The sequence below is a fragment of the Sulfuriferula thiophila genome, from assembly GCF_003864975.1.
Lineage (GTDB): Bacteria > Pseudomonadota > Gammaproteobacteria > Burkholderiales > Sulfuriferulaceae > Sulfuriferula > Sulfuriferula thiophila.
The window spans coordinates 324,987-350,148 of record NZ_BHGL01000007.1; the positions used below are offsets into that span (position 1 = coordinate 324,987).

Genomic DNA, 25,162 nt, shown 5'->3' on the forward strand with positions numbered 1-25,162 from the left:
CAGGCTAATCCTGGCAACTGATCCCGCTTCAACGGCTTGCCAACGCTCCCGGCACAGCCATCGTCTTCGGTAGCAATACCCACATTTTTCCAGTCTGCTTCATCATTCCTGCCTGCTTACCCGCAGCATCGCCAAATCCCCAGAAGAAATCAGCACGCACATTACCGCGTATGGCACCGCCAGTATCTTGTGCCAGCACCAGACGGTTCAGGGCCACCGTCGAAGCCGGCTCTGTCGTCGCCAGCCAGACTGGCGCACCCAACGGGATAGCACGGGTATCCACCGCAATACTGCGACCACCCGTTATGGGTACGCCCAAGGCACCCAGCGGGCCACCGTTACTATTCGGCAGCTCCTTGAAAAATACAAAACTGGGATTCTGTGCCAATAACTCAGGTAACTTATCTGGATTGCGTTTACCCCAGGCCTTGATACTCTGCATGGAAGTCTGCTCCAGCCGCAACTCACCGCGATCTGCCAGCACCCGACCAATAGAGCGGTAGGGGTAACCATTCTGGTCAGCATAGCCCACGCGCATCATGCTGCCATCCGGCAGTTGCACACGTCCGGAACCCTGCACCTGCAGGAAGAACGCATCCACGGCATTATCCACCCACACCAGCTCACTCCCTGCCAGCGGCAATTTGGCGCCATCGATATCGGCACGACTCAGATAAGGCACGACCTTATTACCCTCCAGGCGTCCGCGCAGCCGCAGGCCTTTGAGTTCAGGGTAGATACTGGACAGGTCAATGGTGAGCAAATTAGCCGGAGCTGCATATAACGGGACTGGATAGGCTGCTGAAGGCGTCCGGCTACCATGCAGCAACGGTTCGTAATACCCCGTCACCAGGCCATCGGTACTGCCATCAGCCTTCAGTGACTGATAAACATTAAACCAGGTCTGAAAGAATGTACGTGCCGCCTCATTGCTGGCGGGCTTCAATGCCACGGCAGCAGCGCACACGGCCTGCCACTCCGGTTTGGCTTTCAGCGCCACGCACGACTGTAACCAACTGTCCCATGCCGCCAAGGCCTGATCATCGTTCCATCCCGGCAACGCACTCCAGTCTGACAACTGCAAATTAGGAGTAACCGTAGTCACTGGTGGGGTCACTACCGGCGGGCACGGCGCAGGGCTCACTGGCGACGGAGGCACGGTGGTACAACCTCCCAGCAGCAAGGCGAGGGCAATGAACTTGAGACGAAAAAGATTAGTCATGCGAAAATGTAAACCATATAGATGACCGAAGAGTATAACAAAATCATGTCGCGTATTTATCAACCCGTACCACGTTTTTACATCGAACGCCTCACCATTGCCGCCTTATGCAATGAAGCCATGGATCTGCACTGGCATGACGAAGCCACCGAGATGAACTATATGACGCGGATCTGGCCGCTCGAGGTCGTAGAGCAGGATGAAGCCGAATTTCTGCTGGCCCGAAACGAATCAGGCGAAACAGTCAAAATCAGACTGGATCTGATTCGCAATTTCCCGAGGCCAGTTAAGTAAATACTCCCCAGCCTCATTAATGCAACTTACTCGCAACCGAGCGTTGCAAATTTGCCAGCGATGCCAAAACCTGATCCCTTAACAGGATCAGCTTCCCGCTCATCGCCTTTGCTTGTTCTTTCTCACCACGCTCATATAAATCCACCATTTCCTTCGCGACTTGATGCACCTTGGCGTGTATTCCCTCGAGCGCGACAAATTCGTCCAAATGACCATAACGGTCCTTACCCACGCCATAATACCAATGACCAAACCGGCACTGGTGGTGATCAGTCAACTCCGCTTCGGACAAAACCAGCGGGTGATCAAACACAGACGCTACCACTTTCTTCACCCAGGATAGATGATCGTGCTGTGCAACCAGCAACGGAAAATCCGACAAATCCCAATTCTGATTTGATGCTACCGTCCAACTAGAATCGGGCGCATACTGACCGGCCCACTCCACCACGTTTTCCGCCGGCATAGGACGCGCGATTCCATACCCTTGCCCCAGATCACAACCCAACCTTATCAGCGATACACCATGTTCAGCCGTCTCCACGCCCTCGGCAATAATTTCGCTGCCGAACACGGAAGCAAGACTAATGATCGCCTCAACCAATGCCATGCCTTCCTTATCTGCCAGCATATCGCGCACAAAGGACTGATCAATTTTGAGCACATCGGCAGGCAGGCGCTTAAGATAGGTTAAAGAGGAGTATCCCGTACCAAAATCGTCCAGGGCAAACGTCACCCCTACTTGCTGACATTTGACCACCATGTCATGGGCATAGCCTAAATCACCCAAAGCAGCGGACTCCAGGATTTCAAATTGCAACAATGCTGGTGGCACCTGCGGGTAACGGGCCAATAACAAATTAAGCCGTTCACAAAAATCCTGGCTTTGAAAATGCCAACCGGCAATATTGACACTTACCACCCATTCCTTACCCGCGGCCAGCCAGTCGCTTATTTGCGCAAGCGCCCGCTCTATTACCCATTCGCCAACTTCAATTATCAAATCCGTTTTCTCTATCAGAGGCAAGAAATCAAGTGGCGGCACTATGCCGCGTTCAGGATGATTCCACCGCAACAATGCCTCCATACCCACCGTTTTCCCAGTGCGCATATTAATTTTAGGCTGATAATGCAAAACCAGTTCATTCGAGAGCAGCGCCTGACGCACCCTGTCAATTTTCCTCAGGCTGGTTTGCGCTTCCATGTCGGAAGCAAGGTCAAACAAACGATAACGGCTGCGTCCGGCCTGCTTGGCTTGATACATCGCCTGATCGGCATGCCGCAACAAAGTATCTGCATCAGCATCATCAAGCGGATACAAGGTCAATCCGATACTTGCATTAATATTGATGATTTCATTGCCGATATGATACGGAGCGGCAATCATACTCAATACTCGATGAACAGCCATTTCCACGGCATCCATTTCATCAAACCCGTTAAGCAGCAACACAAACTCGTCCCCCCCCAGACGCGCAACGGTATCCTCTCCGCGCACCGCCTGAATTAGACGGTCTGCCACCTCGACCAGCACTGCATCACCCACCTCATGCCCGAAGGTATCATTCACCGGCTTAAACCCGTCAAGATCCAGCAAACATATCGCCGTCAAGGTACTGTGCCGGCGCGCATTAGCCAAAGCAATGCCAAAACGGTCATTCAGTAACGCCCGATTAGGCAGATTGGTTAATGTATCGTGCCCGGCTTGCCAATGCACGGCTGTCATCAGTCGGTGTTTATCGGTTACGTCATGAAACACCAGGACACACCCGACCAGATCCCCATCCCCCATGAATATCGGCGCAGCAGAATCTTCAATGTTATATTCAGCGCCATCACGGGAAACAAGTACGGCATTATCCGTCACCCCCGCTACTCGCTTTTCCTGCATCACCTGCCCAACCGGATTCATGACTGGCTCACGCGTGGCTTCGTTCACAACATTGAAAACCTGAGCCACCGGCCTTCCAACAGCCTCGGCCAGAGACCAGCCTGTCAGCCGTTCGGCAATTTCATTCAGAAAAACAATATTGCCTTCTACATCCGTGGTCATCACCGCATCACCAATAGAAGCCAGCGTCACTTCAGCACGCTCTTTTTCCAAATGCAGATCTGCTTCCAGACGTTTGCGCTCGGTAATATCAAAACGGATTGCCTGATAACGTTTCGTCAGATGCGTCACACCATCCAGAATGGGCACAATAGTGGTGTGTACCCAAAACAGATGACCATCCTTGGCGCGATTGCAGATTTCACCCTGCCATATTTCGCCACGCCCTATCGTTTGCCACATATCTGTAAAAAAATCTGCCGCATGCATATCTGAACGCAGCATACGGTGATTCTTGCCCAGCAACTCATCACGAACATAACCGGATACCTGGCAAAACCGGTCATTTACAAACACGATATTGCCCTGCAGATCCGTCTCCGCGATGATTGCGGCGGCATTCATCGCGCGGCGCTGCTCAAGGTAAGCGAAATTTTGGGCGGTAATCTGCTCCAGTTGCGCTGACTGACCCAGATCACGCTCATGCAGTTCGGCGATTAACTCCCCCAAACGTTTATTACTTTCATTGAAAGAGCGTATCAATACTCTTAATTCAGGCGCACCCGACTCCGTCACGCGCACGTCGTATTCACCGCGTTTCATCGCGCCTACGGCTCCCACCAGGCGCTCCAGCATGACTAAATTACGCTTTATAATAAAATAGCTGAGCAACCAGATCATCCCCAGCGCACTCAACGCAAACTCGGCAAGACGAATGAGATCATCCCATATAAGATTCATTGCCTTGGCAGGCGTAAGCGTTATTTCCAGATTACCGTAACTTTTCCCGGAGAACTGCACGGGTTTAACGCTATGCCAGGCAGTTGCGTTGAACAAAGACACGAACCAGCTGGGCGCTCGCATAGCAACAGGAGACGGATTAACCGCGCTGATCTCGACACCACGGTAACGCCAGGTCAGGCGCGACAACTCAGCACGCACCGTTACATTACTTTGCAATAATTGCCGGATACTGGCGTAATCACCCAATATTGCCTGCTCCACTATAGCGGGCGTTGCCATCACAAAAATTTCATGCGTCACACGCTGAGCCTGCGCACTCGCATCGGCACGCATATGCTCAAACTGGACCACCGTCAGCGCGGCTGATGTCAAAATGATGACCGCCGATATCATCACTAATAGCCGCGATAAAAAACCCAGATTTTGCCAAGAATGAATAATCTGCTTCATCATAGATGCCTACTCTTTCAATCGCGTTTCGCGATAAAGCTGACGATAACTATCATAGTCCTTATCATTTGCGACAACGAAACTTAATGTCTGCTCACTCTTTAGCAGAGTAGATGTCATTTGTAATATTTTCCGCCCCATGCTGTCATCTGCCATTCCCAGAAAAGCCTGCTGCACTTTCTGTATCGTACTCTCAGGCACACGTGCATTAACCATGACCGGAAAATTCATGTAGGAGCCAGAAGTATATAAAACCCTGTAGTTAAATAACTCCCGTTGCGCATAACTTGACATCAAACGACTATTCACCCCGGCTGCCGCCACATGGCCAAGTTGCAGGCGCGCCATGGCCGCCTCCTGATTACCGGTAAATACCGGCTGAACCTTGACACCGGCTTTCACCAAAGCCGCCATAGGCAGCTTATATCCAGCAAACCCTTCCGGTGACGGGAAAGCAACGCGCAGACCTTGCAAATCGGCAAGCTGTTGATAAGGAGAATCAGCCCGGACCACAATTTGTCCACGTATACCCGGTATATTGAAACGGACGACAGGGTGATAACCCAGCTTTTCGCGCTCAGGCGTAAAGAACTGATTAGTATAAACTAAATCGAATTCGCCACGCTCCGCCATGGCCATGGTGTCTTGCGCGGTCTTGCCCATTTTAAGAGTCAATGCCACGCCACTTTTAGCACTGACATATTCCAGTATGGGATTCCACAGTTGGGCGGTAAGCAATATGGAACGCTGATTGAGCACACCAAATTGCAATGATTCAGCGGCACAAGACCATGAAGGAGAAACTAAACAAATGAACAGGAACAGAATACTACGAAACATGCCACCCCCCTTTATATTGGTTTTATGTGTAGCACGATACCTCTATTAAACAGACAATTAACTTATCATAGTCACAACCTGTCTATTTGTAAACGCAATGCTGTCTCAGCGGAACCAACACCCGGGTGAAAGGGCAATACCCCCAGCAAAGGTGCAGTGATATGGTGTTGCAGCGTAGCCAGATTATCTTCCCGAACCAGCATACCCGGGTCCAGCTGATTGGCCACCCAACCGGCCAGCACCAGACCCTGATTGAGAATCGCCTGTACCGTCAGCAGCGCATGATTGATGCAGCCCAGCCGCATACCCACTACCAGTATCACTGGCAGCGCGAGTTGCTGCGCCAGATCGGCCATGGTGTCGGATTCATTCAGCGGCACGTAGAAGCCACCGGCGCCTTCTACTATTATTATATCGGCATGATTTTGTAAATCTGTATAACCACGATGGATGACTGCGAGGTCTATTCGGGAGTCGGCCTGGCTTGCCGCGATATGCGGTGCAATCGGCGGGTCAAACCGGTATGGGTTGCGGCTTTGCAATGGCGCCTCAATATTACTCGCCGCCTGCAACTGCGCCACATCTTCCCAATACGGCTCACCGTCGCGCCACTCGCATCCGGCAGCCACCGGCTTCATGCCGACCACATGCAAACCTTGTGCAGCAAACGCATGCAGCAGTGCAGCAGATACTAATGTTTTACCCACCCCGGTATCGGTGCCGGTGACGAAATAGCCGCGGCTCACACCAGCCCTTTTTCGCTGCGGCGACGCTGGATATTCATCTGCACAATCTGATAGCCATCTGCAGTTTTAGTTTTTTGGTTGACCCAGGCATGGCCATAGATTACTTCGTACGTCGCTGGCAAGCGCCCGTCCTTGCGCCGGCGCTCGAACGCTGCTTCCAGCTTCTGCCAGCGCGCTCGACTGGTCAGCCCCGGATTACGTCCGGCAGTGACATTGTGCGCGCCGATACCTTTCAGTTCACGCAGCATGGTTTTCAGATCGGCGTAGGTCAGGGTGATGTATTCCATGTCCATCACCGGCGTGTTGAAACCCGCGCTGACTAGCACATCGCCGATATCGTGCATATCCACAAACTGGTTAACATGGGAATAGCCATCCACCTCGGCAAACGCCGCACGCAGCTCTTTCAGCGTATCCGGTCCGAAGGTTGCGAACATCAGCAATCCGCCCGGTGCCAGCACCCGATACAGCTCGGCAAAACTGACATTCAGGTCATTACACCATTGCAGCGCCAGGCTCGACCACACCATGTCCACGCTGGAAGTCTTCAAGGGCAACTGGTCTATGTCACCGCACAGCGCATGCAGCGGCGCACCGCGGCGCAGCTTCTGCCACAGGCTCTGCGGTGGGCAGGCAATCTTGAGCATGGCTTCCGCCAGATCCAGCGCCACGATTGCAGCCTCCGGGTAGCGGCTACGCAAGTGCTGCGTGCCATAACCGGTACCGGCACCCGCGTCCAGCAGCACCTTCGGCTGATGCTTGATGTAATCCAACCGTTCCAGCATGCGGTCAGCAATTTCGCGTTGCAGTACCGCATTCGCGTCATAGGTCTGCGCTGCCCGATCAAACGCAACCCGCACCAAACGCTTATCGACAGTCAAAGCGTCGTTCGCCATATCCGCTTTATCTTTCATCTAAAAATTCAATTAACGCCGTTTCAAATTCGGCACGATGTGACAGAAATGGTGCGTGCGAAGCGCCGGGTATCACCTGCAAACGGCCATCCAGCAAGGCGGGTGCCAGCCACTCTGCTGCACATACTGGTGCCAGCTGGTCAAAGCTGCCATGCACGACCAGCGTTGGCATGGTAATTTGACTCAACTGCGGGCGTAAATCCGCCTGCAGCAAAATCGTTAACCCGGCCTGCAATACCGCACTATCGGACTTGCCGCGCGCAAACAACAAACTGCGTAACCGTGCCAATACCGCACGCGCCTCCTCGTCGCCACGTGCCTGCAACGCCAGAAAACGCTTCAGCGTCACTTCGTAATTAACCGCCAGCTCTTCACCAAACTGTGTCAGCACTTCCGGTGCAATGCCACAATGCCAATCAGACCGTGTGGTAAAGCAAGGATTCGCGCCCACCAGTACCAGTCGCCGCACCCGCTGCGGCATCAACCGCGCCAGCGTCATCGCTACCTGCCCGCCCAGCGACCAGCCACACAGATCAAACAACGGCGGCAACTCGGCTGCAATTGCCTCGGCCAGATTTTCCAGCGTATACGGCGCTACCGCAGCACGCCCGCCATAACCCGGCATATCCACCAGTAGCGCACGCTCGCCCAGCGCTTCGGCCGTTGCCGTCCACACCCCGCCGTGCATACCCCAGCCATGCAACATTACTAGCGGCGTCATGCGTTACCCATGGCATTTAACAGCAGCGCCACATCGGCTGCGCTGTGTGCCGCCGACAAGGTAATACGCAACCGCGCACTGTTGACCGGCACAGTCGGTGGGCGTATCGCCGGTACCAGTATGCCCTGCTCCAGCAATGCACTGCTAATGGCTAATGTCGCTGCATTGCTGCCGATGATAACCGGCTGTATCGGCGTAGCGCTGTCCAGCAACTCCCAGCCCTGCGCCTGCAACCCGTCGCGCAATTGCATAACCAGTTCACGCAAATGCGAGCGCCTGTCATCGGCACCCGCGATCACTTGCAGACTCGCCAGCAAGGCCGCCGACAATAGCGGTGGTGTTGCCGTGGTATAGATATAGGTACGCGCTTTTTGCAGCAGCCAGCTAATCACATCTTTCTCCGCTGCCACCACCGCACCGGCCACACCCGCTGCTTTACCCAGTGTCGCCATGTAAATAATTCGCGGCGACTGTAAGCCGAAATGCGCCAGCGAGCCGCGACCACCCGCGCCAAGCACGCCAAAACCATGCGCATCGTCGACTAGCAGCCAGGCATCATGCGCCTCGCACAACGCCAGCAACGCCGGCAGATCCGCCACATCGCCGTCCATGCTGAACACCGCATCGACCAGCACCAGCTTGCTGCGGGCAGTACTCGCTGCCATTAGCCGTGCTAATGCTGCCAGATCATTGTGGGCATAACGGCTGAATTTCGCCCGTGACAGCAGCGCCGCGTCATTGAGTGAAGCATGATTGAGTTTGTCACCAAACACCTCACCTTCTCTGCCAACCAACGCGGTCACTACCGCGATATTAGCCATATAGCCGGTAGAAAATAGCAAGGCGTCAGGCAAACCGATAAATCCGGCAAACTGCGATTCAAACTCATGATGCGCGGCATGATGCCCGGTGATCAGATGCGAAGCGCCGGCACCGACGCCCATCTCCGGCAAGGCTAGTGCCACTGCCGCAGCCAGCGCGGGATGATTGGCCAGGCCGAGATAATCGTTACTGCAGAATGACAGCAGTTCGCGGCCATCGACCTGCACCCGCGCGCCCTGTGCGCTTTGCAGCATACGCCGCTGGCGCAACAGGCCTTGTGCGCTTAGCGCGGTCAGCCCGCTGCGTATTTCAGAGAGTGCCGCAAACGTCATCTACCCGCCTTAACCGCAGGTATTACAAGCCGCAGCACCTTGTGGCTGTATACCCAGTTTGGCCAGCAGATCACGATCACGCTGCACGTCCGGGTTACCCGTAGTCAGCAACTTCTCGCCGTAAAATATCGAATTCGCCCCAGCCAGGAAACACAAGGCCTGAATGGCTTCCGACATCGCGCTGCGTCCGGCCGACAGACGCACATAGCTCTTGGCCAGCACGATGCGCGCCACTGCGATAGTGCGCACGAACTCCAGTTGATCCAATGCTTCGGTATCCTGCAACGGTGTGCCTTCTACCTGCACCAGCATGTTGATAGGCACCGATTCCGGTTGCGGCGTCAGATTGCCCAGTTGCGCAATCAGCCCGGCACGTTGCGTACGCGACTCACCCATACCGACGATACCGCCGCAGCACACGTTGATTTCAGCGCCACGCACACGCTCCAGCGTGTCCAGTCGGTCCTGATACGTGCGGGTGGTAATCACCTCACCGTAGAATTCCGGTGCGGTATCGAGATTGTGATTGTAGTAATCCAGTCCGGCGTCTTTCAACTGCTCAGCCTGTCCGTCCTTGAGCATGCCCAATGTGGCGCAGGCTTCCAGCCCCAAATCCTTGATACCTTTCACCATTGCCAGCACCGGCTCCAAATCGCGTTGCTTGGGGCCGCGCCAGGCTGCACCCATACAGAAACGGGTAGCACCGGCTTCTTTGGCGGCACGCGCAGCGGTCATCACCGTATCGATATCCAGCAACAGCTCGGCCTCAACATCGGTGCTGTAACGCGCTGCCTGCGGGCAATAGCCGCAATCCTCGGAACAGCCGCCTGTCTTGATCGACATCAGCGTGGACAATTGCACCACGTTTGGATCAAAGGTCTCGCGGTGCACGCTCTGTGCACGGTACATCAGATCACTGAAAGGCAAGGCGAATAGCGCCTCGACATCGGCCACGCGCAATTTTGCTGCTTCAGCAGCGGGTTGAGTCATATCATTCATGGTTTTCTACCTCTATAGTTAAGTCTTGCCAGTTTTCACGTCCGGCGCGGATAATGTCCCACAAGCCGAAAGGCACGACCACGACGACGAGTATCAGCCAGGCCGCCACCAGCCCATGCCAGTTATTAAATAAGCTGTAAATCGGTTGGCCGAACACGACCATCGCGCCAGTGGCGCCGTAAAAACGGTAGCCGGAAATGCGGTTGTAATACACGGTGCGCGGATTGGGATGATGCGCCACCGAGGCGTAAGCGAATATCGATGCCGCAATCCAGATCATCAACAGCGGCGCGATCAGGGTTGCCGTGATACTGGCGATATTGAACAGGCGCGCAGCAAACAGCGCACTCTTGCCAGTAATCGTTTTAGTTGCCATTAACCACTCCCGGAGACAATAATAGGCTGAATTTTCTTTGATTTTAACCAGATAGTCAATTTTGAATCACACCTTATTAAACATCTGCTCAAATTTTATACAATCCCTGCTGCCGCAGAACTGTCTGCTGTGCACTGCCGAGGCCGGACATGCGGCTCTCTGCCCATCCTGTATGGCTGAGCTGCCGCTGCATACCGCCCCGGCCTGCCCGATTTGCGCATACCCGACCCTGTCCGGCGAAGTATGCGGTGCCTGCCTAAGCCACCCGCCCGCCTACCGCCGCAGCCACGCCACCTACATCTACCGCTACCCACTGGATCAGTTGGTGCAGGCACTCAAATACCATCACCAGTTTGCCGTGATCGATACCCTCATCGCGCCGTTGCTGAGCAGCATCCACTCGACAAACGAGCCTCTGCCCGACGCCATCATCGCCATGCCGCTGCACCCTAACCGTTTACGCGAACGCGGTTTCAACCAGTCGCAACAACTGGCACGCACTATCGCCAACCAACTAAAACTGCCCTTACTCGACCACGCCTGCCAGCGCAACCGCGATACCCCGCCGCAAGCCGCGCTGCCACTCAAAGAGCGGCAGCAGAATATACGCAATGCCTTCAGTTGCGACGCCAGTGTCGCCGGCAAACGCATTGCCATTGTCGATGATGTAATGACCAGCGGCAGCACGCTGGATAGCCTGGCGCGGACTTTATTGAAGGCCGGCGCGGTGGAAGTACAGTGCTGGGTGGTGGCGCGGGCGGTGATGAAATAAGTTACCCACCATAATACTGATTTCAGTGCGCAGGATAATGATATAAATAACACGCCAATTCGTGCAACGAAAATGAACCCGAGAGTGAGCTATAAAAACATTTACAACCCTACTTAAACTGGTTTTGCTGTTGCTCAGTATGAGCCTGAGCCTGCATGCCCAGGCTTTCTATCTGTTTGGCACAAACTAGACGGAAGAAGTGTTGCTGCATGATGGTAGCAAGCTGATGGTGGAGCGATCTCAGGATCAAGGTGGTAGTCATGAGATTGGTCAGGATTCATCAATCAGCAAGCAATCCATCAGTTTTAAGATGCCTGGTTCGGGTTAAAAAGTCGTATGGGAAGATGACGAAACCGAAGACGTCGGGCACGCCAACTTCGACGCCATTTTGCTGGACATATCAAAAGGTACGCCTTATCTGGCAGTCATTCCTATGCTATGCCCCTCCTACAATAAATGGGGCAGACCCAATCCCCCGTATGTTTTCTTTAAATATGATGGCGCGACCTGGCAGCGTATATCGCTTGGTGAATTCCCTGGTGAATTTAAAGATATTGCCAACCTGACAGTCAGCCCATCAAAGAAACAAAGAAATGAGATGATTCCGGAATTTCATGCTAAAGGCTATGTGTCCGCCGAAACAGTGATTAAGCAGAATGTTAGACTCAAGGAATATGGTCGTGTCATCCGCACCGCAAGCCCGGAATTGGATCGGAAAGACTGCCCTCATGACATTCCAGATGGGCATAATGGGTGGATAGGAATAGGCTTCTTTACGATAGGTCACTCATATGAGAAATGCATACGAGCATGCGTCATAAACAACATGAGTGCGCCGTATTGCCCCTGTGACAGACTATTTAAAGAGAATAAGGACCAATAATCATGGATAACAACTTTCTGATTCAGTATGCGTTGATGGCTGGCGGTTCACAAACATCGAGGCCAAGTCTAGAAAAAATGCATTTACAAACTAAGTATTTGCAATAGTCCCAATACGGGACTATTATTAACACATGAAAATCATCGCCGTTAAACAGCTTAGGGAATTCTGGGTTCGGTTTCCCGATGCCGAGCAGCATCTCAAAGCATGGGTAGATGAAATTAAGCATGCAGCATGGACACAGCCTGCCGATATTAAAGAGAAATACCGCAACGCCAGCATACTTAAAAATCGTCGCGTTGTGTTTAATATCAAAGGTAATGACTATCGGTTAGTGGTATCAGTCGCCTACCGTTTTCAGGCGGTATACATCAAATTCATTGGCACGCACAAGGAATACGATGAGATCGATGTAGAAACTATAGAAATGGAGAATTAATGATGGAAATCCGCCCTATTCGTACCGAAGAAGATTACCAGATGGTCATGCATGAAGTTGCCGCGTACTTTGACAACGAGCCCGAACCTGGCACATCGGACGGTGATCGCTTCGAGATATTACTGACATTGGTCGAAGCTTACGAAGCTAACCACTTTCCCGTAGACTTACCCGACCCTGTTGAAGCTATCAAATTTCGCATGGAGCAGGCAGGGTTAACCCCAAAAGATCTCGTACCCATGATCGGCAAGCTTAACCGGGTGTATGAAATACTCAACCGCACGCGCCCATTAACACTGCGCATGATCTGGAATCTGCATGACAAACTTGGCATTCCGGCGGAAAGCCTGATACGTCCACCGAAAGATTTATTGGCCGCTTGAGCATCTGCAGTACTCGGCTGAGGTCTGCAACCCATCCACCACCGTCGAATAGATCAAACGCAAGCGCAATTCCCGTTTCATCCGCGCATTAGTCAAGCGCCGCGATTCGTTCATAAATGACAGCAGGGTCGCGGGTAAGGTCTGCTGTGCCTCCAGCCATGAAATCTGCGGTGGTGCGGGCAGGTCAAACGCCTGCGCCACCAGTTGAAAATACTCGCCCATTTTGATCTCGCCATCATCGCTGGCATGGTAGATGCGCGCATTCTTGCCGCGATGCATGGCCAGTACCGCAATTCGTGCCAGGTCTTCGGCGTGAATGTGATTGCTGTAGCCATCGTCTGCCGCGCGCAGTGTCGGCGTGCCGCGCTTGATGCGCTCCAGCGGCAGACGTTCTGCAGCATAAATTCCGGGCACGCGCAAGATACTGACCTGCACGCCGCTGCGGCGGCCGAATGCACGGATCTGGCGTTCAGCATCGACACGCCGATGCGCTCGTGCGCTCGCAGGCTTTACCGGGCGGGTTTCGCTTACCCAATCGCCACCACAATCACCATACACGCCGCTGGTGCTGATATAAATCAATCGTTGCGGCAATTCCCGATGTTGAGCCAATACCGCCAATAAATGTCGAGTACGTGGGTCGATCGTACCCACGGTCGGCGGCGGCGCAAAATGCAGCACCACGTCCGCGATTCCAGCGATTCGCGTTAAACTGCGCAGGTCATCCAGATCGGCGACGATGGGCACGATGCCCATGTCACGCAATGAGTCTGCTGCATCAGTTGAACGCACCAGCCCAAATACGCGATAATGCGGTAATAAGCGGCGTGCAGTGCGCACACCTACATCACCGCAACCAACGATCAGTACACGTTTTTTCAAAGGATATTTATGTCGCATCAAATCACCATCCAGCCTAGTGGCCACACCTTGGTTGCCGAAGACAACGAAACCATACTCGCCGCAGCGCTGCGCGAAGGCTTCATGTTACCTTATGGTTGCCGTAACGGCGCATGCGGCAGTTGCAAGGGCAAGGTATTAAGCGGCGATATCGATTATGGCGAGTTTCAGTCCGGCGCGTTGAGCGATGCCGACATTGCCGCAGGTAAGGCGCTGTTCTGCGTGGCCTGCGCTACCAGCGACATCACCATCGAATGCCGCGAAGTCGGTGCGGCCAAGGATATCCAGATCAAGACCCTGCCGTGCCGTGCGCACAAACTGGAAAAACTCGGCCATGATGTGATGGGCATGCATCTGAAGCTGCCGGCCAACGAGCGTCTGCAATTCCTCGCCGGACAGTACATCGATATCCTGCTGAAAAACGGCAAGCGCCGCAGCTTTTCGCTGGCCAATGCGCCGCACGACGATGCACTGCTGCAATTACATATCCGCCATGTGCCCGGCGGCGAATACACCGAGCATGTGTTCAACACCATGAAAGAAAAGGACATCCTGCGTATCGAAGGCCCGCTCGGCAGTTTCTTCCTGCGTGAAGACAGCGAAAAACCGATCATTTTCATTGCCGGCGGCACCGGCTTTGCCCCGATCAAATCCATGATCGAACATGCGCTGCACCATCACGCCAACCGCGAAATGGTGCTGTACTGGGGTGCCCGCCAGTTACGTGATCTGTACATGCCACATCTGGCCTCGCAATGGCAGCAGGAAAACCCTAATTTCACGTTCATCCCGGTACTCTCCGAACCCGCTGCCGAGGACGCCTGGCCAGGCCGTACCGGGCTGGTAGTCGATGCCGTGATTCAGGATTTCCCGAATCTGTCCGGTTATCAGGTGTACGCATGCGGCGCGCCAGTCATGGTGGATATTGCCCGCAAGGAATGCATTGCCCACGCCTTGCCTGAGGATGAATTTTTTGCCGATGCGTTCCTGTATCAGTCAGCTACTGAATAAGCGTTTCCAGCCCTCATGCCCCAGGGTACGCAAAGTAGCCATGTTCTTCTCGTAGATTTGTTCGGCTTCTGGAAAAGCCGCTACCGCGCGTTCCACACTGTCTTCGCGCAGCAGGTGCAGCATCGGATAGGGTGAACGATTGGTGTAGTTTTCGATATCGTCCACTGCGGTATCGGCAAACTGGAATTGCGGATGGAAGCTGGCAATCTGTAACTCATCGTTAAATTGCGGTTCTGCCGCTGCCGCATCGGCCACATCGAGAAAATCGTTGTAATCGAGGAAATCATCCAGCACATAGGGATGTATCAATAAGGTGGTGTCGGTTACTTCCGGATCGCTCTCATGCAATACGTACAACTCTTCCAGCAAATCTTCCAGCAACGCTTCCTGCGTAGTCGCATTGCTAACCACATAACGGATCTGCTGCTTGACATGCACAGCCTTGGCGAACGGGCATAAATTCAGACCGATCACAGCTTTCTCCAGCCAGTCCTGCGTTTCCTTGATAATTTTTGCGGGATCCGTACTCATAGTTAACTCCTTGGCGTGAGTAAATATTAACAATTAGCGTCAACATTATTCGTTAGTTACTCGTTATACTGAACATGCTGGGCGGTGTTTCAGCATAATAATTTCATTTAATTTGGAGGTTTCATGAATAAGTTACTGACCGCATTACTCATGTCCGTGGTTTTTTCCGTCGCATCTTTTGCTGCGCACGCTAAAACTGCACAACAGGAAAAAATGGGCGCATGCAACAAAGAAGCTGCAAGTAAAACTCTCAAAGGCGACGAGCGCAAAAGCTTTATGAAATCCTGCCTGTCTGCCAAACCCGAAGCAGCAGCAACACCAGCGACTCCGGCTGCAGCAGCCACTCCGCAAAATGCAATGACAACATGCAATAAAGCCGCTACCGGTAAAAAAGGTGACGAGCGCAAAGCCTACATGAGTTCATGCCTGAAGGCCAAAGGCCCGGAAAACATGAAGTAAGCTACATCAAGGGGGCACAGTGTTCCCTTGCATTCGTTATAAAGCATATTGTCCACGAAAGACACGAAAAGCACGAAATAAATCAAAAGCTGTCTAGTATCAGCGGTAGCTTTCTATAGCTTGAGGTTCTTGAAATATTTTCGTGCCTTTCGTGTCTTTCGTGGACAACTAGCCTTTAAAAAATCAGCGTTTCACCCTGAACCAAGCCGCATACAGCGCAGGCAGGAACAGCAAAGTCAGCACTGTCGCCACCGCCAGCCCACCCATAATCGCTGTTGCCATCGGGCCGAAAAACACACTGCGCGACAACGGTATCATTGCCAGTATCGCCGCCAGCGCGGTAAGCATGATAGGCCGGAAGCGTCGCACTGCTGCCTCGACAATCGCATCAAACACCGCCTGTCCCTCCGTAATATTGCGCTCGATCTGATCTATCAGTATCACCGAATTACGCATGATCATGCCGAACAGCGCAATGGTACCGAGCATCGCAACGAATCCGAATGGCCGCCCCAGCAGCAGCAATGCTGCCGCGACACCGATCAGTCCCAGCGGTGCAGTCAGCACCACCATGATCACCCGCTGAAAACTCTGCAATTGCAGCATCAGCAGGGTCAGCACCGCAATCAGAAATATCGGCATGCCGACATTGATCGAGCCGTTGGCTTTGAGACTTTCCTCGACAGCACCACCGGTTTCAATGCGATAGCCTAATGGCAGTTTGGCCTGAATTGCATCCATTGCCGGCTGTACCTGCGCCGACACCACCGGCGCCTGCATTTTGCTGTAAATATCAGCGCGTACGGTAATGGTCGGCTCACGATTACGATGCCAGATCAGGCCGTCTTCCATACCGTAACGCAGTGTCGCCAGTTGCGACAATGGCACGGTATGGCCGGAAGCCGTAGGTACGTTCAGATTTGCCAGCAGATGCAAGTGCTCACGCTCGTCCAGCGGCGCACGCAGCACCACATTGATAAGCTGGTCGCGCTCCCGGTAAGTCGTTACGGTGCTGCCCTGCAAGGCGGTTTGCAACAACTGCGACAGATCCTGTTGCGTCACCCCCAGTGCCGCTGCCCGCGCCGCATCCATTTCCACGAAGATCGCTTTGGTGCGCTCATCCCAGTCCAGTTGCACGTTACGCAGATTCGGGTTGGCACGCATGGCTGCGGCCATCTGGTTGGCGATAGCCCGCAAGGTATCGAAGTCTCCGCCACTTACCCGGAACTGCACCGGGAAGCCTACCGGCGGGCCGTTTTCCAGACGCAGCACGCGCCCGCGCAAGGCGGAGAACTGCGGACTGTCCATCAAGGCAATCAGTTCGCTGCGCAACTGCTCGCGCGCTGCCAGGTCGCGGGTAGTGATGACAAACTGGGCAAAATTCGAGGCTGGCAATTGCTGATCCAGCGACAGATAAAAGCGCGGTGAACCGCTGCCAACATAACTCGCATAGTTCACCAGCTGCGCCTTGTGCTGATCCAGCCAGTGCTCCAGCTTGACCACTTCACGCTGGGTGGCCGGCAGCGAGCTGCCTTCCGCCAGACGCAAATCCACCAGCAATTCCAGCCGTGTCGCATCGGGAAAAAACTGCTGCTGCACATATTTGAAACTGAAAATTGCGCCGGCAAACGCCAGCACCGTTAGCACGATCACTGTCTTGCGCTGCACCACACACCAGGTGACCCAGCCACGAAAATGCGTATAGAACCAGGCCGCGAACTGATGCTGCCTGCGTGCCAGCGTATGCAGCCAGCCCTGTTCAGGCGAACCGGCCTGATGCGGCTTGGGCAATAGCTTGTAACCCAGATACGGCACCACGATCACCGCCGCCAGCCATGACAGCAGCAAGGAAATCCCCACCACCTGAAACAGCGAGCGCGTGTACTCGCCGACCGTAGACTGCGCCGTCGCAATCGGCAAAAATCCTGCTGCAGTAATCAGCGTACCAGTGAGCATGGGGAATGCGGTGGTAGTAAAGGCGAAACTCGCAGCCTTGATACGATCCAGCCCCTCCTCCATTTTCACCGCCATCATTTCCACGGCGATGATGGCATCGTCCACCAGCAAACCCAGCGACAGAATCAGCGCACCCAGTGAAATCTTGTGCAGCCCCACACCCAGCCAGTTCATCACCAGGAAAGTTGCTGCCAATACCAGCGGAATGGTCAGCGCCACCACCATGCCGGCACGCAAGCCGAGACTGATAAAGCTCACTGCCAGCACTATGATCACCGCTTCGATTACCGAGCTGACGAATTCGCCTATCGCCCGGTGCACGGCCTTGGGCTGGTCGTTAACCCGATGCAGGGTCAACCCGACTGGCAGACGTGATTCGACCTGCGTCATCAGCTTATCCAGATTGCGCCCCAGCGCAATGATATCGCCGCCTTTTTGCATGGAGACACCGATACCAATAGCGGGTACCCCTTCAAAGCGCATCAGCGGTTGCGCGGGATCGGCATAGCCACGCCGCACGTCGGCTACATCTTTCAACCGGACCGTACGCTTGCCAACACGAATCGGCAATTCGGCAATGTCGTTCACCGTCTGAAATGCACCGGACGGCCGCAGATAGATGCGGTCGGTAGTGGTATCGATACTGCCCGCAGGCAGCAGGATATTGGCTGCCTGCAGCGCAGTGATCAGATCCTGTGCACTGAAGCCAAGATTGGCCAGTTTCTGATTGGACAGATCAATATAGACCCTGTCGTCCTGCACCCCGATGATGTCCACCTTGGCCACGCCGGCGGTGCGCAACAACTCCTTGCGCAGATCATCCGCCGTCTGCCGCAACTGGGTCAGGCTATAACCATCGCCGGTCAGCGCAAAAATGTTGCCGTAGGTTTCACCAAATTCGTCGTTGAAATAAGGGCCCTGCACTCCCTGCGGCAAAGTGCGCTGCATATCGGCCACGCGCTTGCGGATCTGATAGAACATCTCCGGCATATCACGACTTGGGGTCGCATCCTGCGCCTGCACAAATATCTGCACTTCACCCGGTCGCGAGAAGCTCTTCACCGTATCGACCTGCGGTGACTCCAGCAGTGTTTTTTCAATGCGGTCAGCCACCAGTCGTTGCATCTCGTCTGCCGTCGCGCCTGGCCAATATGCCTGCACCACCATGATTTTGAAGGTGAACGGCGGATCTTCCGATTGCCCGAGCTTGCCGTAAGCGGCCACGCCGAGCACGGTGATCAGCCCCATCAGATACAGCACCAGATTACGATGCGCCAGCGCCCACGCCGAGAGGTTAAAGCGACTCACTAGATACTCCCCGCTGGCGCCACACCATCATAAGCGGCCGGCACGATGGCCTGACCTTCATGCAGTTTATGCGCACCGGCAGCAATGACCTGCGTCCCGGCTGGCAGATTGGCCTGCACCAGCATACCGTCCTCGCGGTATTGCACCACACTTACCGGTACCAGATGCACCTGATGCTGCTGATTCACCACCCATACCGCCGTCTGTTTGCCCTGCTGGAATAACGCACCCGCCGGCAACGCCACCGCAGCAGACTGCACACCGGCATCGGCTAACACCACGCTGGCCGACATCCCCAGCCTGATTGCCGGAGCTGCCTCAGCCAGACTGACTTTCACCAGATAAGTACGCGTTTCGTCCGCCGCCGGTGCAATCTCGCGAACACGGGCGGGCAGCCATTGATCCGGCATGGCCCACAAATGCACCTGCGCTGGCTGGCCGACCTTGAGCTGACCGGCTATGCTTTCACCAACCCGCACCTGCACTTCGCGGACGCCATCGTAAGCCACGCGCAGCACCGGCTGCCCGGCACTGACCACCTGCCCGGCCTCAACATTGACTGCGGTTACGACGCCAGCAGCCTCAGCTGTCAACGTAGTATAACGCGACTGATTTGCCGTCACACCGGCCTGCGCCCGTAGTGCATTCAGCCGCGCCTGTGCGGCTTTGCTCGCAGTGATACGGCTGTCCAGTGCAGAGGGACTGATAAACTGCTGCGCCACCAACTTCTGCGAGCGCGCCAGCTCACTAGCAGCATTGGCGGCATCGGCCTCTGCTCCTGCCAGTTGCGCCTGCGCCTGAGTGCTGGCTAGCAGGGCATCGCTGGCATCCAGTCGCGCCAGAGCCTGACCAGGCTTGACTGCTGCCCCCAGCTCCACCAGACGTGCCAAGACCTTACCACCTACCCTAAAGCCCAGATCGGCCTCATGCTGCGCATGAATCTCACCGGCGTAGACAGCCTGCCCACCGTGCGCCGCCTGACTCACCACATACACCATCGCCGGACGGGTTGCCTCCGGTTTTTCAGCCGGTTTGCTGCAGCCACTCGCTACCACTGCCACTATCGGCATGACCCACCAGTTACGCATAACCATCCCTTTTATCTTGGAAAAATCAGCTTGTCCACGAACAACACGAAATGCACGAAATGCACGAAATCAATACATCACACCAATGGATCATTCACCATTTATGTCCGGTATTTTTTGAGAATTTTCGTGATTTTTGTGCTGTTCGTGGATAAATCGCATTTTCCAGGTCTATATTACAATTTTTATAACCAGCGCCGCACACGGGCGCAATAATCGCGATAGGTGTCGCCGAATTTCGCAGTCAGATGCGCCTCTTCATGCGCGATGACTGCATAACGCATAATGACCCACACCAGAGGCAGGAAGAAAACCGGCCACACCGTGCCCATCAATACGGCAATAGCGAAATAAACCAGCATATCCGCCACATAAATCGGATTACGCGTATAGGCAAACGGCCCATGCGTTACCAGCGTCGAAGCCGCTTTATATGGATTCACTGTCGTATGATGCCGCCATATCGTCCACACTGCCCACAGCATGAAGGCGAGCCCGAACACTAGCGCACCCCAGGCCACTTGTCGTGCCATCAGCGAGGGTGTAAAGCCCAGCGGCAATACCTGTTGCAACCACCAGCCTGCGCCCAGACCGGCTGCATAAACCAGAGGTGGCGGCGCTAAAGTGCGAGGACGTTGAGTCAAATCAGTCATAATTCATCACCAAAAATCATCCGGGCATTTGCGCTCGTTACCTGCGCTATTGTAGCCAAATCGACGCCACGTAATGCAGCTAATTCGCTGGCGATTTGCGCCAGATATTCCGGACTGTTACGTTGCTGATGCGCCCATGCCGGCGCCATATCCGGCGCATCGGTTTCCAGCACGATAGCCTCCAGCGGCAATTGCGCCGCCAACCGTCGCAAATTGCTCGCCCGGGTGTAGGTAAACGCGCCGCCAAACCCCAGTTTGAAGCCCTGCTTAATGAACGCTTCAGCCTGTTGCAGACTGCCATTGAACGCATGGGCAATGCCGCGGCGGATATCAAAGCGCCGCAACTGCTTCATGATTTCATCATTGGCATGACGGGTGTGCAGCAGCACCGGCAAATCAAACTCGCGCGCGATCTTGAGCTGCTCGGAAAAATAGTAAATTTGCTGAGCCACATCGACATCGGTAACAAACAGATCGAGACCGATCTCGCCAATGGCGACAGGACGGGCTGCCTGCACCGCTGCACGCAAACGCAGCAGATCATCTAGCTGGTGTCGCATGGCAAACATGGGATGCAGCCCGAATGCCGGACGGCATAAACTGTAACGGTCACAAGTCGTCTGTACGGCAGCGATATTGTCCGCAGTAATGGCCGGAACGATGATGTGCGTCACTCCGGCAGCAATCGACCGCGCCACTACCGCGTCACGATCCGCATCGAATTCGGCGGCGTCGAGATGACAGTGGGTATCAATGAGGGCAGGCGGCAATGCTTCAGACATGACAGGATGTATCCGGACGGGTGGTAATCATGTGAATAATCACAAAACAGGAATAATGTGATTGTAACTGGCAAAACCGCGTAGAACTATTAACAGCACGGGTTTATTGGCTGAAATTTTGCAATCAATGCAGTAGCGCCGCGTGCATCAGGCACACGGCGCTAGGTATGATACGAACAACATCAGGCTGGCGCGCTGGTGACCGGTGGCGTCAGAATCAATTGACCATTTTCCACAGGGATACGCTGGCCCGGATTATGATCCATGCGCACGGTGCCCTGCTTGTCACCCAAACGATACGTCACATCGTAACCCAGCGTTTTTTCATGGCTTTCGTATTCGGTTTTGCAACGGGTCTTGATTTCGGTACGCTGATCGGAATTCTGCATATTCTGCTGCACGCGATTACCGGCATATCCGCCAGCGGCAGCGCCAGCCACCGTAGCCACCGTTTTACCGGTACCACCACCCACCTGATTACCCAACACCCCACCCAGCACCGCACCTATCGCTGTACCGGCAATGCGGTTTTCATCTTTCACCGGCGCCCGGTGCGTCACGGCTTCATCCTTGCAGACCTGATGCGGCGTACGTATCTTTTCCTTCACGGCATGCACATTCACTACCTCAGCAAATTTAGGCTCAGGGTGCAGCACCTTGTAACCAGCGACACCGCCGATAGCTGTCACTGCTGCCGCACCGGCTACCATACCGATTATCATCGACTTATCCATGTTTCTCTCCTCAAAGTTTCACTCACAAACCACAAACGCTATAGCGTTGAAGTATAGCGAGAGTTGGCGAACGTGCTGTTACAAGATGTTTCAAAATATTAACGCCCAGCACAGCGCAATTTTGTTTTAGATTGCGTCTATCGCCGCCAATACTTTGCGTACCGGCGCGGGAATCCCCATCCCCAATGCCACCTCTGGCTGCACCCAGCAGCCGCCTGTTTCATTCACGGCTAACGGCAAGCTCAGCACCTCCACCAGTTGCGGCGTAATCTGCAGACTGAAATGGCTGAACACGTGACGGAAATCCGGTAATTGCCGCATCGCCCCGACCTGCAATCGCCAGTTATCACAACACACTGCCAGCGCATCTTCTTCCATCGCCAACTCGGGGAAACTCCACAGACCGCCCCAGATGCCGCTGGACGGACGCTGCTCCAGCCACACCCGACCGGCATGCTGCAGAATCACAAAACGTACCGTTTTGTGCGGCACGGATTTTTTCGGCTTGGGCGTAGGCAGGCTGGCAACTTGCTGCGTGGCCAGTGCCACACAACTTTCCGCTACCGGACACGCCTCACAGCGTGGCCGACTGCGACCGCACAACGTCGCCCCCATATCCATTAGCGCCTGAGTATAAACAGCCACGCCGCTTGCCGGCAGCAGCGCTTCCGCCAATGCCCACAGCCGTGTCTCGATGGCTTTCTCGCCGGGGTAACCCGCAATACCGAATTGCCGCGTCAATACCCGCTTGACGTTACCATCCAGTATGGCTGCGCGCGTATCAAAACAGAAAGCCGCAATCGCCGCCGCGGTGGAACGACCGATGCCTGGCAGGCTTACTATTTGCTCTATCTGAACCGGAAATACACCGTCAAAATCCGCCATCACCCGTCGCGCCGCCGCGTGCAGGTTGCGTGCCCGCGAGTAATAACCGAGCCCGCTCCAGTACGCCAGCACTTCATCCTGCTCTGCCGCAGCCAGACTCGCCACATCGGCAAACCGTTCCACAAAACGCTGATAATAGGGAATAACTGTCAGCACCTGGGTCTGCTGCAACATGATCTCGGACAGCCACACCCGATACGGATCGCGGCTGCCCTGCCAGGGTAAATCATGGCGACCGGCACGACGCTGCCAGTCGATCAGGCGCACAGCAAAATCACTCATTCCTGCTCCGATCTGATAATGATTTCCCGCAGATCGAACGGCGCAAAATACTGGAACGCTTTACCCGCTTTCTGTTCCTGCAAGAAGCCCAATGCGGTCAGATCCATTAAATCCTGCCGGGCCGTCGCATAAGAAATACCATGGGAGCGGCGGTGACTGTCTATCGTATACGCCTCGGAACGACCTTTCAGTGCTCCGGTCAGCAACGCGATTTGCCGCAGATTGAGTTTTGCCCGGTCTTTCAGCGTGCCCAGCAGTTGCGATGTCTGCTGCATTTCAGCCTGTGCCTTAGCCAGATAATCACGTAACGCATGCAAGGCAGCCTCTATCACATCCAACTGGTTAAGCAGAAAATAGGTCACGTCGCCCGCATCGGTTTCGGTGTAAAGATAAGCCCGCTTGTATTGCCCGGATGCTTTTCTTAATACGCTGGAAATAGATACATACTCCATCAGACTGTAACCGTGCCGCACCATCGCCCAGTAAAACAGGGCGCGCGCGGTGCGCCCGTTGCCATCGGCAAAAGGATGGTCGTAAGCCAGCATGAAATGCAGCAATATCGCACGCACCACTGGATGGCAATAAGGCTCATCGTCTTCCGTCTGATTGGCAAAATGGCACAATGCCTGCATACGCAGGCCCAGCTCGGCGGCCAGAGGCGGCTGATGCAGCACGGTGCCATCGCGGTTATCCACCACCTTGACTGTATCATCTTGCCGCAGGCGTCCTTCGTCTTCAGGGTTTTCCAGCGTGCCACTCGTGATGATTCGGTGAATCTCGCCTATCAGCGCCGGCGTCAAATCAGTCTGGGCGATTTGCTGGATACGGCGCATGGCTTCGAAATTGTTATATATCATGCGCTCCGATACATCCACAGGCTTGCGGCCGCTACGCAGCATTTCTTCTGCAACACGCCGCGTCGTCGATGCGCCTTCCAGCTGACTGGAAGTAATCGCTTCCTCCATTAGCTGATTGAACAGATACCGATCGCGCTCGGCCGAATCGATATTCGAGTTACCCAAATAATCCGCACCGCCGGCATGACGATCTATATAGCGCAACGCCTTCAGCACCGGCTCTGCCAGGACGTAGCTAAAAGTATCGCCCTGCTTATCCAACAACGGCAATGTGCGCGCCTGGCTCTGCCGCCCCCATTTGATGAACAACCACCACTCCTCGTGGCTAATCCCGGCAGGAGGTGGACGGTGACGCAACTCGTCCCAATGCAGATAGCGCGCATCCGGAATATACTGCCCACGATTAAACGCCAGCCGGCCAAATTGCGAAGGATCCAATTTGGCCATAATCTGCTGCAGTGTCGGGGGTACGGCTGGCAATGACATAACTATTAATTTTCTTAAAATTGATAGTTAATAGTAGACTGCATTCAAAAATTTATCTATCAATTTAATAAAAATTAATAGATAAATTCGCAATTCACGACATCAACAAAAACAAATCCCATGATTTTATTGACAAAAATAGCACAATTAAAAAAATAACATCTTGAGAACTATTAACAAACTCAATTATTAATAGATAAAAATCAGCTTAAATACTATCAATTTTCAGCTGATTAATAATAC

General features: G+C 54.2%; 26 protein-coding genes. 7 read left to right on the top strand and 19 right to left on the bottom strand.

Annotated features, from left to right (window positions below):
* Positions 1 to 28: 28 nt before the first annotated feature.
* Positions 29 to 1,222: a murein transglycosylase A gene (mltA, locus tag EJE49_RS06320; protein WP_124949557.1), complete on the bottom strand. Its 1,194-nt coding sequence runs from the start codon at positions 1,220 to 1,222 to the stop codon at positions 29 to 31.
* Positions 1,223 to 1,243: 21 nt separating this feature from the next.
* On the opposite strand from mltA, the gene EJE49_RS06325 reads away from it, so the two are divergent.
* On the top strand, positions 1,244 to 1,516 hold the full coding sequence (locus EJE49_RS06325; protein ID WP_223246772.1) for a hypothetical protein: 273 nt from the start codon (positions 1,244 to 1,246) through the stop codon (positions 1,514 to 1,516).
* Positions 1,517 to 1,532: 16 nt separating this feature from the next.
* Here the strand turns inward: EJE49_RS06325 and EJE49_RS06330 are convergent, their stop codons facing one another.
* The 8 genes from EJE49_RS06330 to EJE49_RS06365 all read right to left on the bottom strand — a co-directional run bounded on the left by EJE49_RS06330 (position 1,533) and on the right by EJE49_RS06365 (position 10,510).
* The gene (locus tag EJE49_RS06330) at positions 1,533 to 4,763 is read right to left on the bottom strand and encodes an EAL domain-containing protein (protein WP_124949559.1); all 3,231 of its coding nucleotides are present in this window, start codon (positions 4,761 to 4,763) and stop codon (positions 1,533 to 1,535) included.
* A gap of 6 nt (positions 4,764 to 4,769) precedes the next feature.
* On the bottom strand, positions 4,770 to 5,600 hold the full coding sequence (locus EJE49_RS06335) for a phosphate/phosphite/phosphonate ABC transporter substrate-binding protein (RefSeq protein WP_124949560.1): 831 nt from the start codon (positions 5,598 to 5,600) through the stop codon (positions 4,770 to 4,772).
* Positions 5,601 to 5,671: 71 nt separating this feature from the next.
* On the bottom strand, positions 5,672 to 6,346 hold the full coding sequence (gene bioD / locus EJE49_RS06340) for a dethiobiotin synthase (protein ID WP_124949561.1): 675 nt from the start codon (positions 6,344 to 6,346) through the stop codon (positions 5,672 to 5,674).
* Positions 6,343 to 7,260 (bottom strand): malonyl-ACP O-methyltransferase BioC, encoded by a 918-nt coding sequence (bioC, locus tag EJE49_RS06345; protein ID WP_223246773.1) that lies wholly within the window; start codon positions 7,258 to 7,260, stop codon positions 6,343 to 6,345. The genes bioD and bioC overlap by 4 nt, the downstream gene beginning before the upstream one ends.
* Positions 7,250 to 7,981: a pimeloyl-ACP methyl ester esterase BioH gene (gene bioH / locus EJE49_RS06350; RefSeq protein WP_124949562.1), complete on the bottom strand. Its 732-nt coding sequence runs from the start codon at positions 7,979 to 7,981 to the stop codon at positions 7,250 to 7,252. The genes bioC and bioH overlap by 11 nt, the downstream gene beginning before the upstream one ends.
* Positions 7,978 to 9,135: an 8-amino-7-oxononanoate synthase gene (gene bioF, locus EJE49_RS06355; protein ID WP_124949563.1), complete on the bottom strand. Its 1,158-nt coding sequence runs from the start codon at positions 9,133 to 9,135 to the stop codon at positions 7,978 to 7,980. The genes bioH and bioF overlap by 4 nt, the downstream gene beginning before the upstream one ends.
* Before the next feature lie 9 nt (positions 9,136 to 9,144).
* Positions 9,145 to 10,134 (bottom strand): biotin synthase BioB, encoded by a 990-nt coding sequence (bioB, locus tag EJE49_RS06360; protein WP_124949564.1) that lies wholly within the window; start codon positions 10,132 to 10,134, stop codon positions 9,145 to 9,147.
* Entirely contained in the window at positions 10,127 to 10,510 is a 384-nt protein-coding gene (locus EJE49_RS06365) for a hypothetical protein (RefSeq protein WP_124949565.1), read from the bottom strand. Before EJE49_RS06365 ends, bioB begins: the two co-directional genes overlap by 8 nt.
* A 61-nt stretch (positions 10,511 to 10,571) precedes the next feature.
* On the opposite strand from EJE49_RS06365, the gene EJE49_RS06370 reads away from it, so the two are divergent.
* Positions 10,572 to 11,282: a ComF family protein gene (locus EJE49_RS06370; protein ID WP_223246774.1), complete on the top strand. Its 711-nt coding sequence runs from the start codon at positions 10,572 to 10,574 to the stop codon at positions 11,280 to 11,282.
* 109 nt (positions 11,283 to 11,391) lie between these two features.
* Here EJE49_RS06370 and EJE49_RS14095 read toward each other — a convergent pair whose 3' ends face one another.
* Positions 11,392 to 11,544: a hypothetical protein gene (locus EJE49_RS14095; protein WP_189941733.1), complete on the bottom strand. Its 153-nt coding sequence runs from the start codon at positions 11,542 to 11,544 to the stop codon at positions 11,392 to 11,394.
* 126 nt (positions 11,545 to 11,670) lie between these two features.
* On the opposite strand from EJE49_RS14095, the gene EJE49_RS06375 reads away from it, so the two are divergent.
* The 3 genes from EJE49_RS06375 (at position 11,671) to EJE49_RS06385 (ending at position 12,987) form a co-directional block, all read left to right on the top strand.
* Entirely contained in the window at positions 11,671 to 12,165 is a 495-nt protein-coding gene (locus EJE49_RS06375) for a hypothetical protein (protein ID WP_124949567.1), read from the top strand.
* 133 nt (positions 12,166 to 12,298) lie between these two features.
* Positions 12,299 to 12,604, top strand: coding sequence for a type II toxin-antitoxin system HigB family toxin (locus EJE49_RS06380; RefSeq protein WP_124949568.1), 306 nt, complete (start codon positions 12,299 to 12,301; stop codon positions 12,602 to 12,604).
* Positions 12,604 to 12,987, top strand: a complete 384-nt coding sequence (locus EJE49_RS06385) for a helix-turn-helix domain-containing protein (protein WP_223246775.1) — start codon at positions 12,604 to 12,606, stop codon at positions 12,985 to 12,987. The genes EJE49_RS06380 and EJE49_RS06385 overlap by 1 nt, the downstream gene beginning before the upstream one ends.
* Here EJE49_RS06385 and EJE49_RS06390 read toward each other — a convergent pair.
* Complete coding sequence (locus tag EJE49_RS06390) at positions 12,973 to 13,887, bottom strand: SDR family oxidoreductase (protein ID WP_124949569.1); 915 nt, start codon at positions 13,885 to 13,887, stop codon at positions 12,973 to 12,975. The genes EJE49_RS06385 and EJE49_RS06390 overlap by 15 nt on opposite strands.
* Between EJE49_RS06390 and EJE49_RS06395 the strand changes: the two genes are divergently transcribed.
* Positions 13,879 to 14,898 (top strand): CDP-6-deoxy-delta-3,4-glucoseen reductase, encoded by a 1,020-nt coding sequence (locus tag EJE49_RS06395; protein WP_124949570.1) that lies wholly within the window; start codon positions 13,879 to 13,881, stop codon positions 14,896 to 14,898. The genes EJE49_RS06390 and EJE49_RS06395 overlap by 9 nt on opposite strands.
* Here EJE49_RS06395 and EJE49_RS06400 read toward each other — a convergent pair.
* Positions 14,884 to 15,429 carry a DUF1415 domain-containing protein gene (locus tag EJE49_RS06400; RefSeq protein WP_124949571.1) on the bottom strand — a complete coding sequence of 182 codons (546 nt, stop codon included), beginning with the start codon at positions 15,427 to 15,429 and terminating at the stop codon, positions 14,884 to 14,886. The two genes, EJE49_RS06395 and EJE49_RS06400, sit on opposite strands and share 15 nt — an antisense overlap.
* Before the next feature lie 123 nt (positions 15,430 to 15,552).
* Here EJE49_RS06400 and EJE49_RS06405 point away from each other — a divergent pair, with 123 nt between their 5' ends.
* Complete coding sequence (locus tag EJE49_RS06405) at positions 15,553 to 15,888, top strand: PsiF family protein (protein ID WP_124949572.1); 336 nt, start codon at positions 15,553 to 15,555, stop codon at positions 15,886 to 15,888.
* 183 nt (positions 15,889 to 16,071) lie between these two features.
* On the opposite strand, the gene EJE49_RS06410 is transcribed toward EJE49_RS06405, so the two are convergent.
* The 7 genes from EJE49_RS06410 to EJE49_RS06440 form a co-directional block, all read right to left on the bottom strand.
* Positions 16,072 to 19,152 carry an efflux RND transporter permease subunit gene (locus EJE49_RS06410; protein ID WP_124949573.1) on the bottom strand — a complete coding sequence of 1,027 codons (3,081 nt, stop codon included), beginning with the start codon at positions 19,150 to 19,152 and terminating at the stop codon, positions 16,072 to 16,074.
* Positions 19,152 to 20,240 carry an efflux RND transporter periplasmic adaptor subunit gene (locus EJE49_RS06415; RefSeq protein ID WP_189941735.1) on the bottom strand — a complete coding sequence of 363 codons (1,089 nt, stop codon included), beginning with the start codon at positions 20,238 to 20,240 and terminating at the stop codon, positions 19,152 to 19,154. Before EJE49_RS06415 ends, EJE49_RS06410 begins: the two co-directional genes overlap by 1 nt.
* Positions 20,241 to 20,425: 185 nt before the next feature.
* A complete protein-coding gene (locus EJE49_RS06420; protein WP_124949575.1) occupies positions 20,426 to 20,893 on the bottom strand; it encodes a methyltransferase family protein in 468 nt (155 codons plus the stop codon).
* A complete protein-coding gene (locus tag EJE49_RS06425) occupies positions 20,890 to 21,675 on the bottom strand; it encodes a TatD family hydrolase (RefSeq protein ID WP_124949576.1) in 786 nt (261 codons plus the stop codon). The genes EJE49_RS06420 and EJE49_RS06425 overlap by 4 nt, the downstream gene beginning before the upstream one ends.
* A 182-nt stretch (positions 21,676 to 21,857) precedes the next feature.
* A complete protein-coding gene (locus EJE49_RS06430) occupies positions 21,858 to 22,409 on the bottom strand; it encodes a glycine zipper 2TM domain-containing protein (protein ID WP_124949577.1) in 552 nt (183 codons plus the stop codon).
* A 126-nt stretch (positions 22,410 to 22,535) separates the two neighbouring features.
* Positions 22,536 to 23,576 carry an A/G-specific adenine glycosylase gene (gene mutY, locus EJE49_RS06435; RefSeq protein WP_124949578.1) on the bottom strand — a complete coding sequence of 347 codons (1,041 nt, stop codon included), beginning with the start codon at positions 23,574 to 23,576 and terminating at the stop codon, positions 22,536 to 22,538.
* Positions 23,573 to 24,880 carry a Fic family protein gene (locus EJE49_RS06440; protein WP_223246776.1) on the bottom strand — a complete coding sequence of 436 codons (1,308 nt, stop codon included), beginning with the start codon at positions 24,878 to 24,880 and terminating at the stop codon, positions 23,573 to 23,575. The genes mutY and EJE49_RS06440 overlap by 4 nt, the downstream gene beginning before the upstream one ends.
* Positions 24,881 to 25,162 lie beyond the last annotated feature (282 nt).

What these genes read in the sequence shown, in the direction of transcription:
- mltA (WP_124949557.1), bottom strand. Translation starts at nt 1,222, where the DNA reads ATGACTAATCTTTTTCGTCTCAAGTTCATTGCCCTCGCCTTGCTGCTG.
- bioF (WP_124949563.1), bottom strand. Translation starts at nt 9,135, where the DNA reads ATGACGTTTGCGGCACTCTCTGAAATACGCAGCGGGCTGACCGCGCTA.
- EJE49_RS06430 (WP_124949577.1), bottom strand. Translation starts at nt 22,409, where the DNA reads ATGGATAAGTCGATGATAATCGGTATGGTAGCCGGTGCGGCAGCAGTG.
- bioB (WP_124949564.1), bottom strand. Translation starts at nt 10,134, where the DNA reads ATGAATGATATGACTCAACCCGCTGCTGAAGCAGCAAAATTGCGCGTG.
- EJE49_RS06420 (WP_124949575.1), bottom strand. Translation starts at nt 20,893, where the DNA reads ATGACTGATTTGACTCAACGTCCTCGCACTTTAGCGCCGCCACCTCTG.
- EJE49_RS06365 (WP_124949565.1), bottom strand. Translation starts at nt 10,510, where the DNA reads ATGGCAACTAAAACGATTACTGGCAAGAGTGCGCTGTTTGCTGCGCGC.
- EJE49_RS06325 (WP_223246772.1), top strand. Translation starts at nt 1,244, where the DNA reads ATGACCGAAGAGTATAACAAAATCATGTCGCGTATTTATCAACCCGTA.
- EJE49_RS06385 (WP_223246775.1), top strand. Translation starts at nt 12,604, where the DNA reads ATGATGGAAATCCGCCCTATTCGTACCGAAGAAGATTACCAGATGGTC.
- bioC (WP_223246773.1), bottom strand. Translation starts at nt 7,260, where the DNA reads ATGAAAGATAAAGCGGATATGGCGAACGACGCTTTGACTGTCGATAAG.
- EJE49_RS06390 (WP_124949569.1), bottom strand. Translation starts at nt 13,887, where the DNA reads ATGCGACATAAATATCCTTTGAAAAAACGTGTACTGATCGTTGGTTGC.
- bioH (WP_124949562.1), bottom strand. Translation starts at nt 7,981, where the DNA reads ATGACGCCGCTAGTAATGTTGCATGGCTGGGGTATGCACGGCGGGGTG.
- mutY (WP_124949578.1), bottom strand. Translation starts at nt 23,576, where the DNA reads ATGAGTGATTTTGCTGTGCGCCTGATCGACTGGCAGCGTCGTGCCGGT.
- EJE49_RS06335 (WP_124949560.1), bottom strand. Translation starts at nt 5,600, where the DNA reads ATGTTTCGTAGTATTCTGTTCCTGTTCATTTGTTTAGTTTCTCCTTCA.
- EJE49_RS06400 (WP_124949571.1), bottom strand. Translation starts at nt 15,429, where the DNA reads ATGAGTACGGATCCCGCAAAAATTATCAAGGAAACGCAGGACTGGCTG.
- EJE49_RS06380 (WP_124949568.1), top strand. Translation starts at nt 12,299, where the DNA reads ATGAAAATCATCGCCGTTAAACAGCTTAGGGAATTCTGGGTTCGGTTT.
- EJE49_RS06440 (WP_223246776.1), bottom strand. Translation starts at nt 24,880, where the DNA reads ATGGCCAAATTGGATCCTTCGCAATTTGGCCGGCTGGCGTTTAATCGT.
- EJE49_RS06425 (WP_124949576.1), bottom strand. Translation starts at nt 21,675, where the DNA reads ATGTCTGAAGCATTGCCGCCTGCCCTCATTGATACCCACTGTCATCTC.
- EJE49_RS06395 (WP_124949570.1), top strand. Translation starts at nt 13,879, where the DNA reads ATGTCGCATCAAATCACCATCCAGCCTAGTGGCCACACCTTGGTTGCC.
- EJE49_RS06405 (WP_124949572.1), top strand. Translation starts at nt 15,553, where the DNA reads ATGAATAAGTTACTGACCGCATTACTCATGTCCGTGGTTTTTTCCGTC.
- EJE49_RS06415 (WP_189941735.1), bottom strand. Translation starts at nt 20,240, where the DNA reads ATGCGTAACTGGTGGGTCATGCCGATAGTGGCAGTGGTAGCGAGTGGC.
- EJE49_RS06330 (WP_124949559.1), bottom strand. Translation starts at nt 4,763, where the DNA reads ATGATGAAGCAGATTATTCATTCTTGGCAAAATCTGGGTTTTTTATCG.
- EJE49_RS14095 (WP_189941733.1), bottom strand. Translation starts at nt 11,544, where the DNA reads ATGACTACCACCTTGATCCTGAGATCGCTCCACCATCAGCTTGCTACC.